A 15,921-nucleotide genomic window follows, 5' to 3' on the forward strand; every position below is an offset into this window, starting at 1 on the left:
CGCTAGTTAGAAAATGAGCATCGGATGAGTCCCAAAAGTGCAAATCCACTTTTGGGTCCGATGCTTTAGTGGGGATGGCAGGCGGAAGGGCTCCCGTCAACCTGCCACGCTCTCGGGGCTGCGCTCTTCCTCCTCGGCCCGCTTGAGGGTCTCCCTCGCCTGGTCCGCCTCGCGCTGGCGGTTCCACATGGCGGCATAGACCCCGCCATGGGCGAGGAGGCTCGCATGGTCGCCGCGCTCGACGATCCGCCCGTGATCGAGAACGATGATCTCGTCGGCGCCGATGACTGTGGACAACCGATGGGCGATCACGAGAGTGGTCCGACCGCGGCTGACCCGGTCGAGGGCGTCCTGGATCTCCTTCTCGGTGAAGGTGTCCAGCGCCGAGGTCGCCTCGTCGAGCACCAGGATCGGAGGGCTTTTGAGGATCGTGCGGGCGATGGCCACGCGCTGCTTCTCGCCGCCGGACAGCTTCAGGCCGCGCTCGCCGACCGGTGTGTCATATCCCTCCGGCAGGAGGCCGATGAAGCGGTCGATCTGGGCGAGGTTCGCTGCTTCCCTCACCTCGTCCGGAGACGCATCCCAGCGGCCGTACTGGATGTTGTAGCCGATGGTGTCGTTGAACAGCACCGTGTCCTGCGGGACCATGCCGATCACCTTGCGTAAGGACGCCTGCTGCACGTCGGCGATGTTCTGCCCGTCGATGAGGATGCGGCCGCCGCTGGGCTCATAGAAGCGGAACAGCAGGCGGGAGATGGTCGACTTGCCGGCGCCCGACGGGCCGACGATGGCGACCGTGTGGCCGGCCGGCACCTCGAAGGTCACACCTTTCAGGATGGGACGCTCAGGGATATAGGCGAAATGCACGTCCTCGAAACGCACGACGCCCTCGTTGGTCACGAGCGGCCTAGCGCCGGGCTTGTCCTGGATTTCCGGGTTGCGGTCGATGATCATGAACATGTCGTCGATGTCGATCAGCGCCTGCTTGATCTCGCGGTAGAGCATGCCCATGAAGTTCAGCGGGATGTAGAGCTGCACCAGCATGGCGTTGACGAGAACGAAGCTGCCGATGGACGCCCGTCCGGCGATGATGTCCTGCGCGGCCAGCACCATCACGATGGCCATGCCGATGGAGAAGATCACTGCCTGGCCGGCGTTCAGAACGGCGAGCGAGGTATAGGTCTGGGTCGAGGCTTTCTCGTACTTCTCCATGGAGCGGTCGTAGCGGGCGGTCTCCCGCTGCTCGGCGCCGAAATATTTGACCGTCTCGTAGTTCAGGAGCGAGTCGACCGCCTTGGTGTTGGCGTCCGTGTCGGAGTCGTTCATCTGCTTGCGGATCGAGATCCGCCACTGGGTCGCCTTGTAGGTATAGGCGAGATAGACCACCACCATCACGAACACGACGGCGGAATAGACCCAGTTGAACTCCCAGGCGAGCAGTCCCAGAACGAGAACGAACTCGAGAATCGTGGGCAGGAGCGTGAGCACCACGAGGCGCGACAGCTCCTCGATGCCTTCGCGGCCGCGCTCGAGCACGCGGGTCAGGCCGCCGGTCTTACGCTCCAGATGGAACCGCAGCGACAGGCGGTGCATGTGCTCGAAGGTCTGGAGGGCGAGCTGCCTCACCGCATGCATGGCGACCTTGGCGAAGATGCCGTCGCGGACCTGCGTGAGCACCGCCATGAGGATGCGGGTGAGGCCGTAGATCGCCGTCAGCAGGATCGGCGCCTTCCAGATCCAGGACCCGGCAGTCGCGGCAACTTCCGTCGCCTGATTGCCGCTGCTCGTGACGGCGACGAGCGCGTCCGTCGCCCATTTGAAGGCGAAGGGGGTCACCATGGTCACGCCCTTGGCGACCAGAAGCAGCCCGAAGGCTAGGAACACCCGCCGCTGGAGGTCCGGGCGGCCGTGGGGCCAGATATACGGCCAGAGCTTTGTCCAGGTAGCGGCCAAGCCGCTCGGCTTGGGCCGGGCTGCGCCTGTCGTGGGGACGGCGGTGGAGGGAGGCATACGCTTAAGAATCCAATCGAGACGCTGGACCCCCGATATAGGCGAAAGGCGGGGTGAATTCACCCCGCCTTTGTAATTGTTCCAAATTAAGCTTGATCCGGCTTGGCTCCTCTTGCGCGCAGAGCGGATCAGTTGCTCTTGAGCTCCTGCTCGCCCGGCAGCACGAAAACCTGGCCCGGATAGATCAGGTCCGGATTGCGGATCTGCTCCTGGTTCGCACCGTAGATCACCGTATAGCGAAGGCCTTTGCCATAAATGCGCTGGCTGATGCGCCAGAGATTGTCGCCTCGCGATACGATGGCCGTATTGATGTTGGGGATCACCACCGTGCCGGCGTCAGCCACCTGCGTCTGCGGTACGGCCGAGGCCACTTCGCGGGAGCCCGGTGGCTGGGCTACCGCCGGCACTGCGGCAGCCGGAGCTTGCGGCGGTGCAGGAGCCTTGGGCTGGGTCGAGGCCACTTGGACGGGCACGTTGAAGCCCACCTCGGCGCGGGACCTGACCTGGCCGGAGACGGGATCCACATCGTCGAGACGGATCCGGTAGTCGCCCGGCTTCACGCCGCTGCCGATGGAGAACGACACCTTGCCGTCGCCGCCGGATCCGCCGGGGGCGATGAAGCTCTCGTTGAGGTACAGCCGCACGGTGGCTCCCGGCGCGGAGAGGCCGGACACGAAGAGCTTTCCCTCCTCCGCTTCGACCGTCACGATCTTGATTTCGGGACGGGACGCAGGAGCTGGGGCAGGCGGGGAGACGGTCGGGGCCGCTCCGGCCTGCTGCTGAGGCGCGGGAGACGGCTCGGCCGGCTTGGCATCAGGCTTTGGCGCCTCGGCCACCTTGGGCTCCGGCGGCTCGGGATTGGACAGGACCACCGTGGGCTTGTCGGGAGACGTCAGGGTCACGAGCGGCCGCGTCTTGCCGTCCGTGATGACGACCGTCACGCTCTGGGCGGAGCGCTGGCGGGTCCCATCCGGTGCGATGGATTGCAGCACCACCTGATGGGAGCCGGGCGGCAGAGGGGGTGGCACGATGGCAAAGAGACCCGAGGCATCGGCCGCCGCGCGGGCATGAACCTGATCGCCCCTCAAAAGCTCGATGGTCGCCCCGGGGGCCGCCCGGCCCGCGATGACGCTCTCGCCGTCCGGCTCGACGCGGACCACGTCGAAGGACGGAACGATGGGGGCATCCTTGGCCGGTGCCGGTGGCGGCGCCTCGGCCGGCGGCTTGGCGGCTGCCTGCTGCTGGCTCGGGACGGATTGCTGCGGTGGGGCGGACGGCTGTGCCGACTGGACGGGGGCCGCATTCTGCGGGGTCTCGGGAATTCTAGACCAGGACCAGTAAAGCACGCCGAGGAGAACCGCGACGACGGCCGCCGCGGCAGCGCCGAGAAGCGCAATCGTGCCCTTTAACTCTTTCGGATGCGCCATGATGCTTTTTCTCAAACGCGGCACTTTCAGCCATTTAAACCGTTTATCTTTCAAAAGGCTACGGCCATAAAGGACAAAATAATGCTCTACGACTCAGCGCGGGAGGCTCCCCGCCTCTCCGAAATGCCCATGTCATCCATCAAAACAATCAAATCCATTTGCGTTTATTGCGGCTCCGGTTTCGGAGACGATCCCGTTTTTGCCGAGAATGCGGCGGCTTTGGGCCGTTTCATGGCCGAGCAGGGGATCAATCTGGTCTATGGCGGCGGCAATGTGGGCCTGATGGGCACGGTCGCCCAGTCCGTCCTCGACCACGGCGGCTATGTCACAGGGATCATCCCGGACTTCCTGAAATCCCGCGAGAAGCTCCTCGACGACGTGCAGGAGACCATAGTCGTGCCGGACATGCACACCCGCAAGCGGCTGATGTTCGAGAAGGCCGACGCCTTCGTGGCCATGCCCGGCGGCATCGGGACCCTCGAGGAACTCGTCGAGCAGATGACCTGGTCCCAGCTCGGCCGCCACACCAAGCCGATCCTCATGCTGAGCACCAAGGGATTCTGGAAGCCCCTGCTCACCCTGATCGCCCATATGCGCGAACAGGGCTTCATCCGCCATGGCTTGGAACTCAACTATCTCGTGGCCGAGCGTGTGGAGGACGTCATCCCGATGCTTGAGAACGCCGCCCGGCGGGTTGGGATCGTCAGTAACGAAGAGGCTATCGAACGCCGGTTCTGAGAAGGCATTTTCATCCTGCGCGGGACGGAACGAGCCCACCCAGGATTGGCAGCAGGATCGAGATGTTCATGGGGCGCCCAAGGACAGAGGAAGACGCAAGGCCTTGATCTACAGCACCGCCCCGCCCTTCAGCAGCTTGTAGACCATCGAATCCGTGAGCGCCTGGAACGAGGCGTCGATGATGTTGGGGGAGACGCCGATGGTGGTCCAGCGCTCGCCCGTTCCGTCGGCGAACTCGATCAGGACGCGCGTGACCGCATCCGAACCGCCTTGATAGATGCGCACCTTATAGTCGACGAGTTCCAGATCCTGGATCAGGTGCTGGTACTTGCCGAGATCCTTGCGCAGGGCGACATCGAGCGCGTTGACCGGGCCGTTGCCCTCGGCTGCGGAGATCAGAACCTCGTCGCCGACGCGCACCTTCACGATGGCCTCGGACGCCGTCACCAGTTCGCCGACCGCGTTGTAGCGGCGCTCCACATTGACGGAGAAGCGCTCCACGTCGAAGAAGGCCGGCACCTCGCCGAGCATGCGCTTGACGAGCACGTAGAAGGACGCGTCGGCGCCCTCGAAGGCAAAGCCCTCGGATTCCTTGCGCTTCACCTCATCGAGCACGCGAGCGATGCGCGGATCGCCCTTTTCGAGCTCGAAGCCGCAGCGCTTCAGCTCGGCCAGGATGTTGGACTGCCCGCCCTGATCCGAGACAAGAACCCTGCGTGCATTGCCGACGACTTCCGGCTCCACATGCTCGTAGGTGCGCGGGTCCTTGAGCACGGCGGAGGCATGAATGCCGGCCTTCGTGGCGAAGGCGCTGGAGCCCACGAAGGGCGCGTGACGGTTCGGCTGGCGGTTGAGGATTTCGTCCACCTGCCGCGACACATGGGTGAGCTGTCCGAGCGTCTCGTCGGTGACGCCGAGATCGAAGCGGGCGGCATAGCCGTCCTTCAGCTTCAGCGCGCCGATGAGCGTGATGAGATTGGCGTTGCCGCAGCGCTCGCCGAGACCGTTGAGCGTGCCCTGGATGTGGCGCGCGCCTGCCTCGACCGCCGCGAGCGAGTTTGCGACCGCGCAGCCACAATCGTCATGGGCGTGGATGCCGAGATGCGTGCCTGGCACAACCTTCGTGACGGTGGAGACGATCTCCGCCACCTCGTGAGGCAGCGTGCCGCCGTTGGTGTCGCAGAGCACGACCCATCGCGCGCCGGCCTCATAGGCCGTCTTCACGCAGGAGAGCGCATAATCGGGATTGGCCTTGTAGCCGTCGAAGAAATGCTCGCAATCGACGAGCACCTCGCGGCCCTTCGCGCGGGCGGCCTCGACGCTTTCATGAATGCCGGCGAGGTTCTCCTCGGGCGTGATCTCGAGCGCCACGCGCACATGGTAATCCCATGATTTCGCGACGAAGCAGATCGCGTCGGCTTGCGCTTCCAGCAAGGCCGCGACGCCGGGATCGTTCGACACCGAGCGCCCCGCCCGCTTTGTCATGCCGAAGGCCGTGAACTTGGCGTTCTTGGTGCGCTTCTCAGCAAAAAAGGCGGTATCCAGCGGGTTTGCCCCCGGATAGCCGCCTTCCACGTAGTCGATCCCAAGCCGGTCGAGGAGCGTGGCGATCGCCTTCTTGTCCTCGAGCGAGAAGTCGACCCCCGTCGTCTGCGCTCCATCGCGCAGGGTGGTGTCGAAGAGGTAGACGCGGTCTCGGCTCATGATGACAACTTCCTGTCTTCGGGCGGCGTCAGGCGCTTTTCCATGGTGGTGGTGCCGAGCCATTCGTCGCCTAATGGCACCGTGTTGCGGCGCTGCGGCTGAAACCCGTTCTTCTGGAAGAAGGGCAGCGCATTGTCAGGTACTTCCGCTATCAGACGCGCCGCACCGCGCGCGCCGGCGAGCTTCTCGACAGCGTCGTAGAGCATCGTGCCGATCCCCTGCCCCGCCACGGCCGGATGCACGTAGAACAGCTCGATCACCTCGTTGTCCTTCAACGCGATGAAACCGGCGGGTGAGCCCTCGACGGTGGCTACCAGCGTGAGACCCTGTGTGAGTTTTTCGGCAAAGGATTCATCCTCCGCAAGCGCAATCCAGGCTTCCTGCTGGCTCTCACTGTAATCCTCGCCCGTCAGCTCCGCGATGCTCTCCTCGTAGATATCGACGAGAACCGGGAGGTCCGCCGGCAGGAAGGGACGAAGCCCCGGTTTCGGCAAGGCCTGTCCCATCAGCGCGCGACCTCCCAGGTGGTGCCGTCTCTGTTGTCCTTCACGACGACGTTCATCGCCGCAAGCTCGTCGCGGATGCGGTCGGACTCGGCCCAGTTCTTGGCGGCGCGCGCGTCCTTGCGGGCCGCGATCAGCGCTTCGACCTTCGCAGGATCGACGCTGAGCGCTGCCTGCTTGCGCGCCTTCCAGGCCTCTGCTCCTTCGAGAAGAAAACCGAGCGTGCGAAGGTTCGCGCCGAGTTCCTCATGAGCGCCCTGCCCGTCGAGAGCATGCAGCTCCGCCAGCATCTTCGGCGTATTGAGGTCGTCGGCGAGAGCATCGACGATCTGGTCCGAGACGAAAGCAGTCTCTCCCCTGCCCGCAAGCTCATACCAGCGGTCAAGGGTTTTCTCGCTTTCCTCGAGCCCTTTCGTCGTCCAGTCGATGGGCTGGCGGTAGTGGGTGCGCAGCATGTTGAAGCGCAGCACCTCGCCCGGCCAATCCTGCAGCAGTTCGTTGATGGTGAAGAAGTTGCCGAGGGACTTCGACATCTTCTCCCCTTCCACCTGCAGGAAGCCGTTGTGCATCCACACATTGGCCATGCGCGGCGTCTCAAAAGCGCAGCAGGACTGCGCGATCTCGTTCTCGTGGTGCGGGAAGACGAGGTCGATGCCGCCGCCGTGGATGTCGAAGATCTCGCGGGCTGTCGGGTCGGCGCAGATGAGCCGCGTCTCGAAGGCCTGGACCAGGTGCCGCCATGCCATGGCCGAGCACTCGATATGCCAGCCGGGACGGCCCGGCGTCGCGATGCCGGCCGGCGAGGCCCAGGCCGGGTCCTGCGGGCCTGAGGGCTTCCAGAGCACGAAATCCATCGGGTCGCGCTTGTAAGGCGCCACGTCCACGCGGGCGCCGGAGAGCAGTTCGTCGAGGGAGCGCTTCGAGAAGGCGCCGTATTTCGGGACGTTGGGGAGGTTCTGCATCGCCGCAACCGAGAAGAGCACGTGCTCCTCGGCCACATAGGCCGCCCCGCGCGCGATCAGGCGCTCGATGATCATGCGCATCTCGTCGATATGCTCGGTCGCCCGGGGCTCGACGAAGCGCGGGGGCTTGTCCTCCTCGTTCACGTCCTCCGGCATGAGCACGCCCAGCGCCCGGATGTCGGCGTGGAACTGCTCCTCGGTTTTCCGGGTGACCTCGCGGATGGCCTCGTTATGGGGCAGATCCGGGTAATCTCGGGCGGCGCGGGCGTTAATCTTGTCGTCGACATCCGTGATATTGCGCACATACGTCACAGCTTCCGTACCGTAAACATGTCTCAGCAGACGGAAGAGAAGGTCGAAGACGATGATCGGGCGGGCGTTGCCGATGTGGGCGTAGTCGTAAACGGTGGGTCCGCAGACGTAGAGGCGCACGTTCCGAGGGTCGATCGGGCGAAAAACGTCCTTCGACCGGGTCAGCGTGTTGTAGAGCCGAAGCTGGACCGCCATGAAACCAAACCCCTGTCAGGCCGCAGGCCGGAGGATGGTTTCGATCTTTGGATTGAGAACGAGACGGCTCCAGCCAGCGAAGTGCGCTAGCCGCAAATAATCCCGGAAATGAGGATCGTTGCCGTGTTCATGAAGCCATCAATGCCGATTCAGGCCTCGGACGTCAAGGTTTCCGATTTGGTAAGCATGTTTTATTTGCACGGACGCATGAAACGCCTTCCGGCCAAGCGCGTTAGAGCTTTGTTCACGCACACTCGTGGCATAATCGCACGAGTTCAAACAAAGAGGTCTACGATGCGCCGCGCATTTGCCATGCTCGGAATGGGTACTGCCGTGTTTTTCGCAGCCGCGTCCCTGACGCTGCTTCCCAATGGTACCCAGGCCTCTTCGACCGAAGCGACCTTCATGGTGCCTTCCACCGACGGCTATGGCGTCGCGGAATGCCTCATAGGAAACCAGGCTTGTGGCCAAGTTGTGGCAAACGCCTGGTGCGAGGCTCACGGCTACACCAAGGCCGTTTCCTTCCGGCAGGTCGCGCCGGACGAGGTCACGGGGAACATCCAGAAGGCCTCCTTCGGTCCCAAGGATCCGCCGGTCTCGGTGACCTGCTCGAACTGAGCTCTAGACCGTGCCGAGCGGCATCAACAGGGTCCGGGCCGTCTTCAACACGGCCTGGGTCACCTCCCCCAGCAGCAGGCTGACGATTCGGCTTTGCTGCCAGAACAGGGGCACTTCCAGAACCTGACCCGGCTTCAAGGCCACCAGCCTCCCGGCCTGAAGATGATCCAGGACCAGCATCTCCGGATTCATGCCCCAGCCCAATCCTGCCAATGCGCCATCCACGAAAGCCTGGGATGACGGCAGCCAATGGACCGGCGGCCGCCCGTCCGTTCCGAAAGCCTGACGCAGCCACAGGCTCTGCAGCCTGTCCTTCTGGTTGAAGACCAGGCATGGTGCGCGGGCAATCGAATGCTCGTCCAGCCCCTCGGCGAACCATCGCGCCATATAGTCGGGACTTGCCGTCGCAACGTACCGCAGGACGCCCAAGGGTTGGCAGTTGCACCCCTGGATAGGCTTTCCATGGGAGGTCACGGCGGCTATCACCTCCCCACGCCGCAGCCAGTCGGCGCTGTAATCCTGATCGTCCAGAACAAGATCGAAGAGAAACCCATTCGTCTCGGCCATGGCCGGAATGAACCAGGTGGCGAGGCTGTCCGCGTTCACGGCAATGCGGAGGGTGACTGGACGGCCCTCTGGCTCCAGACCTGGAAGCGACTGGCGCAGGGAATTCTCCAGGAGCGCCACCTGCTCCACATGCTGGCACAGGCGCTGCCCGGCCTCCGTCGCCAGGCAGGGCTGGCCCCGGATGACGAGAACTGCCCCGATCCGCTCTTCCAGCAGCTTCACCCTCTGAGAAATTGCCGAGGGGGTCACATTGAGGTGCTGCGCAGCGCGCTCGAAGCTTCCGGTCCGGATGACGGCCGCAAGAGCCGAGAGGAGGTCGTAATCCAGCATTGGATTAGCGTTTCTTAATCAGCATCAGAGAGTTTAACTGTCCTAATTCTAATCAAGGATCTAGCAAGCGTCGAATCCTCATTGGACAATCGACATGACAGCCCCGCTCCTTGCCGGCTTCCTGCTCGGCCTCAGCCTCATTCTTCCCATCGGGGCCCAGAACGCCTTCGTGCTGCGCATCGGCCTGCGCGGGGAGCATGTGCTTGCCGTGTGTCTCACCTGCGCGGTCTCGGATGCGGTGCTCATCCTGACCGGCGTATCCGGCTTCGCGCGGCTCAGCGCGGAGGTACCCTGGGCCGAGACGGTTCTGCGCTACGGAGGCGCCGCGTTTCTCCTTGCCTATGGCGCACGCAGCTTCATGGCGGCCTTCGGATCGGCCTCCTTAAGACCGTCCGACGCGGCACCGTCGGGCCTTGGCAGGGCGGTGTTCACGTGCCTCGCTCTCACCTGGCTGAACCCGCATGTGTATCTCGACACGGTGGTCCTGATCGGCTCGATCTCGACTCAGTTTGATAAGGGAAAGGGGTTGTTCACTACCGGCGCCATGCTGGCCTCCTTCGTGTTCTTCTTTTCCCTCGGGTTCGGCGCCCGCTTTCTGAAGCCCCTGTTTGCCCGACCCGTCACATGGCGCATTCTCGATACCGCCATCGGACTGATCATGTGGGCCACGGCCGCAAGATTGCTGCTGAACGAAAGCGCAGGCTGATGCGCTTTAGGAATTCACCCAGTCCCCGCATTTCGCAGGCACTTCGGTACCCCAGGGCATCAGGGGCACGGTCGAGGTGGAATTCTTGGGCGAGCCCTCGATCGGCCGGTCCGAGTAGACCATGTAGACCAGGGTGTTGCGCTTCACATCGCAGCCGCGGACAATCTGCATCTTCTTGAAGATGAGGGAGCGGCGCTCGCTGAACACCACGTCGCCCTGGCCGAATTTCTGCTTGAACTTCACCGGTCCGACCTGGCGGCAGGAGAGCGAGATGTCGGACACCTCCTCGGCCACGCCGAAGGTGCCGGCGATGCCGCCGCGCTCAGGCGTCGTGTAGTGGCAAGCCACGCCCTCCACCACCGGATCGTCGATCCCATAGACCGCAAGCTTGTCGTCAGGCGTCAGCGCCCGCCAGACCGTCGACTTCTTGAAGATCAGGTCAGGCTCCTGGGCCGTAGCACCGGTGGCGGCAGCCAGGGCGAGGGTCAGGGCCAAGGCGATTCGTGCAAGCATTGTCGGATTCATCTCCCACCGTTACGCTCTCATGTGGGGATAGCTCTGGCCTTTGACGAGGGTCTTGAGCATCGGACGTGAAAAGTGGATTTGCACTTTTGGGATCCATCCGATGCTCCAGCCTAGATGCGCGCATCGTTGAGCGCGGACCCAGCGGGCCGCACGATGCGCTATTCAGGCTGATGGCAGACGATGCAGATCTTGTTGCCGTCGGGATCGCGGAAATAGGCGCCGTAGTAGTTCGGATGGTAGTGGGGGCGCAGGCTCGGCTTGCCCTCGTCCGTCCCGCCCTGTTCCAGGGCCGCTGCATGGCAGGCATCGACCACGCTGCGCTTGCGTGCGACGAGGGCGATCATGGCTCCGTTGCCGACGCTCGGCGCCTCCCCGTTGAAGGGCCGCGCGATGAGGAATTGCGGCGGTCCGCCCGGCACTCCCCAGCCGACGAAGGTCTCGTCCGAGTACCGCACCTCGTGCCCGAGCGGCGCGAAGACCGCCTCGTAGAAGGCGCGCGCCCGGGGAAGGTCATTTGCTCCAACCGTCGTATGGGAGTACATGCAAGGCCTCTTTCCAAAGTCGCTGTTACACTGAAGCTAGACAGTGACCCCTGGAGCGGGCAAGGCGTTAATCACAATAGGGTCAAATTCGGGCGTCACATGACAGGCTAGCCTGGCATAGAATGCCCAACGGACCGGTTCTGCGATCAGCTTTATGACAAAGACATCTTTTCTCCGCTCCCTCATCGCCATAACGGCCTTCCTGGCCGCAGGACAGGCCGCGCTCGCCCAGTCCGCGCAATGCCAGCGCTTCCAGGCGGAGCTGGCCTCCCTGGAGCGGAGCGGCGGCAGCGCGCCGACTGGCCAGATGCGCGCCCAGCGGGCGGAGATCAACCGGCTCGTCGCCTATTACCGCAACATCGGATGCGAACGCGGACCCCTCGGCTTCCTAGCGGGCCCCGCCCCTGCGGAATGCGGCTCCATCGCCCAGCAGATCCGCCAGTTGGAGGCAGGCTATGCCCGTCTTGCCGCACAGGGCGCCGATCAGGATGAGATCGAGGCTCGCCGCCGTCAGCTGCAGGTCGCCGTGCAGCAGACCTGCTCCACCGGGCCTCGCGGCTTCTTCGAATCCCTCTTCGGCGCCCCGCGCCAGCAACAGCCGCAGCAGCAGATCATGCCCGAGGGGCAGCCGATCATCGCGGACGATGCGCCCCGCGCTCTAGGTGGCGGGCGCCTGATCTGCGTGAAGACCTGCGACGGATCGTTCTTCCCGCTGACCACTCCCCCAGGCGGCGGCCAGAGCGCCAACGAGATGTGCCAGTCACTCTGCCCCGGCACGGAGACCACGGCCTTCGCCTATCCGGGCGGCGACAACGGCCTCAACCGGGCCGTTTCGCTCTCCTCGAACCAGCCCTACACGTCGCTGGCGAACGCCTTCAAGTTCCGCAAGAGCTTCGACGAGAGCTGCGCCTGCAAGAAGCCCAACGAGAGCTGGGCCGTCGTCCTGCGCAAGGCCGAGAGCATGCTCGAGCAGCGCAAGGGCGACCTGATCGTGACCGCCGAGAAGGCGGAGGAGCTGTCGCGTCCCAAGGTTCAGGCCGCCCGCAAGGCCGCCGACAAGAAGGCCGACGACGAGAGCAAGGAGGCTGCCGAGATCGCCGCCTCCGCTCCGACCGCGAGCAAGGAATCGGCCGGTATCGGACCCCAGTCCATCGAGACCAATACGGTGGTCGGCAAGGGCGAAGGCTCGACCCGCGAGGTGGCCTCCGGCAACGGCCAGAAGAAGACCGTCCGCGTGATCGCACCCGACGTGATCCCGGTTCCGAACGTTCAGAATTGATCTTCATTAATGTCATGGCCGGGCTTGTCCCGGCCATCCACGTCTTTAAGGGCAGCAAAGACGTGGATCCCGGAACAAGTCCGGGGATGACGACCAAGAGTGCGAGCATCATAAGCGCGTCCATTCCGCACCGCTTCCCGTCATGCTATCACCCCGGCATGAAACCGCTCGATTCCCTTGAGATGCCCCGGCCCGCTGGAGCATCGGACCCGATCATCGCCGTCTCCGGTCTCACCAAGACCTATGCTTCCGGCTTCCAGGCCCTGAAGAAGGTCGACCTGGAGATCCGGCGGGGCGAGATCTTCGCCCTTCTGGGACCGAACGGAGCCGGCAAGACGACGCTCATCAGCATCATCTGCGGGATCGTCAATCCGAGCACGGGCAGGATCAGCGCCGATGGCCACGACATCGTCCGGGACTTCCGGGCGGCCCGCACGAAGATCGGCCTCGTGCCGCAGGAACTCACCACGGACGCCTTCGAGAGCGTCTGGGCGACGGTGACGTTCAGCCGGGGCCTCTTCGGCAAACCGCCGAACCCCGCCTATCTCGAAAAGATCCTGAAGGACCTCTCCCTATGGGAGAAACGCGACAGCAAGATCATGACGCTCTCCGGCGGCATGAAGCGCCGGGTGATGATCGCCAAGGCCTTGTCGCACGAGCCCAACATTCTCTTCCTCGACGAGCCCACCGCAGGGGTCGACGTGGAGCTGCGGCGGGACATGTGGAACATGGTCCGTCGTCTCAGGGAGAGCGGCGTCACCATCATCCTCACCACCCACTATATCGAGGAGGCCGAGGAGATGGCCGACCGGATCGGGGTGATCAGCAAGGGAGAGATCATCCTGGTCGAGGACAAGGCCATCCTGATGCAGAAATTGGGCAAGAAGCAGCTGACTGTGCACCTGCAGAGCCCCCTCTCGAGCCTGCCTCCTGAGCTGCAATCCGACAGCCTTCATCTCTCCGGGGATGGGAGCGAGCTCGTCTACACCTTCGACACGCAAAGCGAGGAGACGGGCATCGCAGGCCTCCTGCGGCGCCTGAACGAGCACGGCATCGACTTCAAGGACCTGCAGACCTCCGAGTCCTCGCTCGAGGAGATCTTCGTCAGCCTGGTGCGGGGGCGGTCATGAACTTTTACGGAATCAAGGCGATCTATCTCTTCGAGATGGCGCGCACCTGGCGCACGATCATGCAGAGCATTGCCTCGCCGGTGCTCTCGACCTCGCTCTACTTCATCGTGTTCGGCTCGGCCATCGGCTCGCGCATGGCCAGCATCGAAGGCGTGAGCTACGGCGCCTTCATCGTGCCCGGCCTGATCATGCTCTCGATCCTGACGGAGAGCATCTCGAACGCCTCGTTCGGCATCTACATGCCGAAATTCACCGGCACGATCTACGAGATCCTCTCGGCTCCGATCTCGGCGGTGGAGACGGTGATCGGCTATGTGGGGGCCGCCGCCACCAAGTCGGTGATCATCGGCGCGATCATCCTGATCACGGCGCGCCTGTTCGTGGATTTCTCGATCGAGCATCCCTTGTGGATGATCGCCTTTTTGGTGCTCACGTCCATCACCTTCAGCCTCTTCGGCTTCATCATCGGCATCTGGGCCGACAGCTTCCAGAAGCTGCAGATCGTGCCGCTGATGATCGTGACGCCGCTCGCCTTCCTGGGCGGCAGCTTCTATTCCATCAACATGCTGCCGCCGTTCTGGCAGACCGTGGCCTTGTTCAACCCGGTGGTCTATCTGGTGAGCGGATTTCGCTGGAGCTTCTACGGCGTCGCCGACGTGGATGTCGGCATCAGCCTCGGCATGACGCTCGTCTTCATGCTGATCTGCCTCGCGGCCATCGGCTGGATCTTCAGGACGGGCTACAGGATCAAGGCTTAAACTTCCTCCGTCATGGCCGGGCTTGTACCGGCCATCCACGTCTTCATGGCGCAGCGGTTCAAAGACGTGGATGCCCGCAACAAGTGCGGGCATGACGATGACTGGATCATCGCCCTACTGCTTACGCCGCCTGCCCCGACAGCCGCGCCTTGGCGCTCTCAGGACCGATCAGCGGCAGGAGCGCTGCCAGTTCGGGACCGTGGGCGAGGCCAGTCAATGCGAGGCGCAGGGGCATGAACAGCGCCTTGCCCTTCACGCCCGTGGCGGCCTTCACCGCTTCCGTCCAGGTCTTCCACGTGGTTGCATCCCACGGAGCCGCCGGCAACACGCCCATCGCCGTCCCGATGAAGGCCTTGTCCTCGATGACGGGCGTCACGGGACCGCGCACCACCCTCGCCCATTCCACCGCATCCTGAACCTTCGTCAGGTTGCCGCGCACGGCATTCCAGAAAGTCTCGCCTTCGTCCGCATCGAGCTGCGCCAGCCGCTCGCGAGCGGCCTCATACGGCATCTCGTGGATGAGACGGGCATTCAGATGTTCCAGCTCGCTCTCGTCGAACTTCGCCGGCGCGCGGGAGATGTGGGAGAAGTCGATCAGCTTGGCGAGTTCGTTAAGATCGGCAATCGGCCGCACGGCCTCCGCCGAGCCGACGAGCACCGCCAGTGAAGCGACGGATTGCGGCTCGAGACCGGCATCACGCAAACCCTTCACCGAAAGGTGCCCGAGGCGCTTCGACAGCCCTTCGCCGCTCGCCGTGATCAGCAGGCTGTGATGGGCGAAGGTGGGTGTGCCGGCACCCAAGGCCTCGAAGATCTGGATCTGCACGGCCGTGTTGGTCACGTGGTCCTCGCCCCGGATCACATGGGTGATCTTGAGGTCGATGTCGTCCACCACCGACGGGAGGGTGTAGAGATAGGTCCCGTCCTCGCGCAACAGCACCGGATCGGAGAGCGAGCTGCAATCCACGTGGCAAGGGCCGCGCACGAGGTCGTCCCAGGTGACGTTGGTAGGATCGAGGCGGAAGCGCCAATGGGGTTTGCGCCCTTCACTTTCGAGCTTCACCCGCTCCTCGTCCGTGAGCTTCAAGGCCGCCCGGTCGTAGATCGGCGGCAGGCCGCGGGCGAGCTGGCGCTTGCGGCGGAATTCCAGCTCTTCCTGGGTCTCGTAGCAGGGATAGAGGCGGCCGGCCGCCTTCAGCCGCTCGGCGGCGGCATCGTAGAGGTCGAACCGCTCCGACTGGCGGACGATCACATCGGGCGGGATGCCGAGCCAGTGCAGATCGGTTTCGATGGAATCCGCATATTCCTTCTTCGACCGCGCCAGATCCGTGTCGTCGAAGCGCAGGATGAAGGTGCCGCCCTCCCGCCGCGCATAGAGCGCATTGAGCAGGGCAACGCGGGTGTTGCCGATATGAATATGCCCGGTCGGGGACGGGGCGAAGCGGACGATGGGCTTGGACATGCAGATGCTATGGCGAAGGGAGCCCGGCGGCGCAAGGGGTGAGCATCATTTCCCCTCCCCCTTGCGGGGAGGGGTAAGGGGCGGGGGTGGTCCGACTGGGTGGGCGATCGCGGAGATGACAATCCTCCCTTTCCCACCCGGGAGAGGGGATGC

The 15,921-nt window shown here is 63.9% G+C and carries 15 protein-coding genes; 6 read left to right on the top strand and 9 right to left on the bottom strand.

Going from position 1 to position 15,921, the window contains the following annotated elements:
• Positions 1–96: 96 nt before the first annotated feature.
• Positions 97–2,010 carry an ABCB family ABC transporter ATP-binding protein/permease gene (locus ILT44_RS12880; protein WP_204239988.1) on the bottom strand — a complete coding sequence of 638 codons (1,914 nt, stop codon included), beginning with the start codon at positions 2,008–2,010 and terminating at the stop codon, positions 97–99.
• A gap of 128 nt (positions 2,011–2,138) precedes the next feature.
• A complete protein-coding gene (locus tag ILT44_RS12885; RefSeq protein WP_204239989.1) occupies positions 2,139–3,437 on the bottom strand; it encodes a LysM peptidoglycan-binding domain-containing protein in 1,299 nt (432 codons plus the stop codon).
• A gap of 129 nt (positions 3,438–3,566) precedes the next feature.
• Between ILT44_RS12885 and ILT44_RS12890 the strand changes: the two genes are divergently transcribed.
• Complete coding sequence (locus tag ILT44_RS12890; RefSeq protein ID WP_239468191.1) at positions 3,567–4,175, top strand: LOG family protein; 609 nt, start codon at positions 3,567–3,569, stop codon at positions 4,173–4,175.
• Between the two features lie 108 nt (positions 4,176–4,283).
• Here the strand turns inward: ILT44_RS12890 and cimA are convergent, their stop codons facing one another.
• Genes cimA through cysS form a run of 3 tightly spaced genes read right to left on the bottom strand, consistent with a single transcriptional unit; the run spans position 4,284 to position 7,851 of the window.
• A complete protein-coding gene (cimA, locus tag ILT44_RS12895) occupies positions 4,284–5,879 on the bottom strand; it encodes a citramalate synthase (protein WP_204239991.1) in 1,596 nt (531 codons plus the stop codon).
• Positions 5,876–6,385, bottom strand: a complete 510-nt coding sequence (locus ILT44_RS12900) for a GNAT family N-acetyltransferase (RefSeq protein ID WP_204239992.1) — start codon at positions 6,383–6,385, stop codon at positions 5,876–5,878. The genes cimA and ILT44_RS12900 overlap by 4 nt, the downstream gene beginning before the upstream one ends.
• A complete protein-coding gene (gene cysS / locus ILT44_RS12905; RefSeq protein ID WP_204239993.1) occupies positions 6,385–7,851 on the bottom strand; it encodes a cysteine--tRNA ligase in 1,467 nt (488 codons plus the stop codon). Before cysS ends, ILT44_RS12900 begins: the two co-directional genes overlap by 1 nt.
• A gap of 294 nt (positions 7,852–8,145) precedes the next feature.
• On the opposite strand from cysS, the gene ILT44_RS12910 reads away from it, so the two are divergent.
• On the top strand, positions 8,146–8,469 hold the full coding sequence (locus ILT44_RS12910; RefSeq protein ID WP_204239994.1) for a hypothetical protein: 324 nt from the start codon (positions 8,146–8,148) through the stop codon (positions 8,467–8,469).
• A gap of 3 nt (positions 8,470–8,472) precedes the next feature.
• Here the strand turns inward: ILT44_RS12910 and ILT44_RS12915 are convergent, their stop codons facing one another.
• Positions 8,473–9,366: a LysR family transcriptional regulator ArgP gene (locus tag ILT44_RS12915; RefSeq protein ID WP_204239995.1), complete on the bottom strand. Its 894-nt coding sequence runs from the start codon at positions 9,364–9,366 to the stop codon at positions 8,473–8,475.
• Positions 9,367–9,460: 94 nt separating this feature from the next.
• Here ILT44_RS12915 and ILT44_RS12920 point away from each other — a divergent pair, with 94 nt between their 5' ends.
• Positions 9,461–10,072 (top strand): LysE/ArgO family amino acid transporter, encoded by a 612-nt coding sequence (locus ILT44_RS12920; protein WP_204239996.1) that lies wholly within the window; start codon positions 9,461–9,463, stop codon positions 10,070–10,072.
• A gap of 6 nt (positions 10,073–10,078) precedes the next feature.
• On the opposite strand, the gene ILT44_RS12925 is transcribed toward ILT44_RS12920, so the two are convergent.
• Positions 10,079–10,585 carry a CreA family protein gene (locus ILT44_RS12925; RefSeq protein WP_204239997.1) on the bottom strand — a complete coding sequence of 169 codons (507 nt, stop codon included), beginning with the start codon at positions 10,583–10,585 and terminating at the stop codon, positions 10,079–10,081.
• A 170-nt stretch (positions 10,586–10,755) separates the two neighbouring features.
• Entirely contained in the window at positions 10,756–11,139 is a 384-nt protein-coding gene (locus tag ILT44_RS12930; RefSeq protein WP_204239998.1) for a VOC family protein, read from the bottom strand.
• 154 nt (positions 11,140–11,293) lie between these two features.
• On the opposite strand from ILT44_RS12930, the gene ILT44_RS12935 reads away from it, so the two are divergent.
• From ILT44_RS12935 to ILT44_RS12945, 3 genes are all read left to right on the top strand, one after another.
• Positions 11,294–12,418 carry a DUF2865 domain-containing protein gene (locus ILT44_RS12935; RefSeq protein WP_204239999.1) on the top strand — a complete coding sequence of 375 codons (1,125 nt, stop codon included), beginning with the start codon at positions 11,294–11,296 and terminating at the stop codon, positions 12,416–12,418.
• 158 nt (positions 12,419–12,576) lie between these two features.
• On the top strand, positions 12,577–13,548 hold the full coding sequence (locus ILT44_RS12940) for an ABC transporter ATP-binding protein (protein ID WP_239468193.1): 972 nt from the start codon (positions 12,577–12,579) through the stop codon (positions 13,546–13,548).
• Positions 13,545–14,306 (top strand): ABC transporter permease, encoded by a 762-nt coding sequence (locus ILT44_RS12945; protein ID WP_204240001.1) that lies wholly within the window; start codon positions 13,545–13,547, stop codon positions 14,304–14,306. Before ILT44_RS12940 ends, ILT44_RS12945 begins: the two co-directional genes overlap by 4 nt.
• Positions 14,307–14,427: 121 nt before the next feature.
• On the opposite strand, the gene gltX is transcribed toward ILT44_RS12945, so the two are convergent.
• Positions 14,428–15,768 (bottom strand): glutamate--tRNA ligase, encoded by a 1,341-nt coding sequence (gene gltX / locus ILT44_RS12950; RefSeq protein WP_204240002.1) that lies wholly within the window; start codon positions 15,766–15,768, stop codon positions 14,428–14,430.
• Positions 15,769–15,921 lie beyond the last annotated feature (153 nt).

The organism is Microvirga arvi (assembly GCF_016892765.1).
Lineage (GTDB): Bacteria > Pseudomonadota > Alphaproteobacteria > Rhizobiales > Beijerinckiaceae > Microvirga > Microvirga arvi.

Bases quoted from the DNA above. Each gene is read 5' to 3' on its own strand.
- ILT44_RS12880 (WP_204239988.1), bottom strand. From the start codon at position 2,010: ATGCCTCCCTCCACCGCCGTCCCCACGACAGGCGCAGCCCGGCCCAAG.
- ILT44_RS12885 (WP_204239989.1), bottom strand. From the start codon at position 3,437: ATGGCGCATCCGAAAGAGTTAAAGGGCACGATTGCGCTTCTCGGCGCT.
- ILT44_RS12890 (WP_239468191.1), top strand. From the start codon at position 3,567: ATGTCATCCATCAAAACAATCAAATCCATTTGCGTTTATTGCGGCTCC.
- cimA (WP_204239991.1), bottom strand. From the start codon at position 5,879: ATGAGCCGAGACCGCGTCTACCTCTTCGACACCACCCTGCGCGATGGA.
- ILT44_RS12900 (WP_204239992.1), bottom strand. From the start codon at position 6,385: ATGGGACAGGCCTTGCCGAAACCGGGGCTTCGTCCCTTCCTGCCGGCG.
- cysS (WP_204239993.1), bottom strand. From the start codon at position 7,851: ATGGCGGTCCAGCTTCGGCTCTACAACACGCTGACCCGGTCGAAGGAC.
- ILT44_RS12910 (WP_204239994.1), top strand. From the start codon at position 8,146: ATGCGCCGCGCATTTGCCATGCTCGGAATGGGTACTGCCGTGTTTTTC.
- ILT44_RS12915 (WP_204239995.1), bottom strand. From the start codon at position 9,366: ATGCTGGATTACGACCTCCTCTCGGCTCTTGCGGCCGTCATCCGGACC.
- ILT44_RS12920 (WP_204239996.1), top strand. From the start codon at position 9,461: ATGACAGCCCCGCTCCTTGCCGGCTTCCTGCTCGGCCTCAGCCTCATT.
- ILT44_RS12925 (WP_204239997.1), bottom strand. From the start codon at position 10,585: ATGCTTGCACGAATCGCCTTGGCCCTGACCCTCGCCCTGGCTGCCGCC.
- ILT44_RS12930 (WP_204239998.1), bottom strand. From the start codon at position 11,139: ATGTACTCCCATACGACGGTTGGAGCAAATGACCTTCCCCGGGCGCGC.
- ILT44_RS12935 (WP_204239999.1), top strand. From the start codon at position 11,294: ATGACAAAGACATCTTTTCTCCGCTCCCTCATCGCCATAACGGCCTTC.
- ILT44_RS12940 (WP_239468193.1), top strand. From the start codon at position 12,577: ATGAAACCGCTCGATTCCCTTGAGATGCCCCGGCCCGCTGGAGCATCG.
- ILT44_RS12945 (WP_204240001.1), top strand. From the start codon at position 13,545: ATGAACTTTTACGGAATCAAGGCGATCTATCTCTTCGAGATGGCGCGC.
- gltX (WP_204240002.1), bottom strand. From the start codon at position 15,768: ATGTCCAAGCCCATCGTCCGCTTCGCCCCGTCCCCGACCGGGCATATT.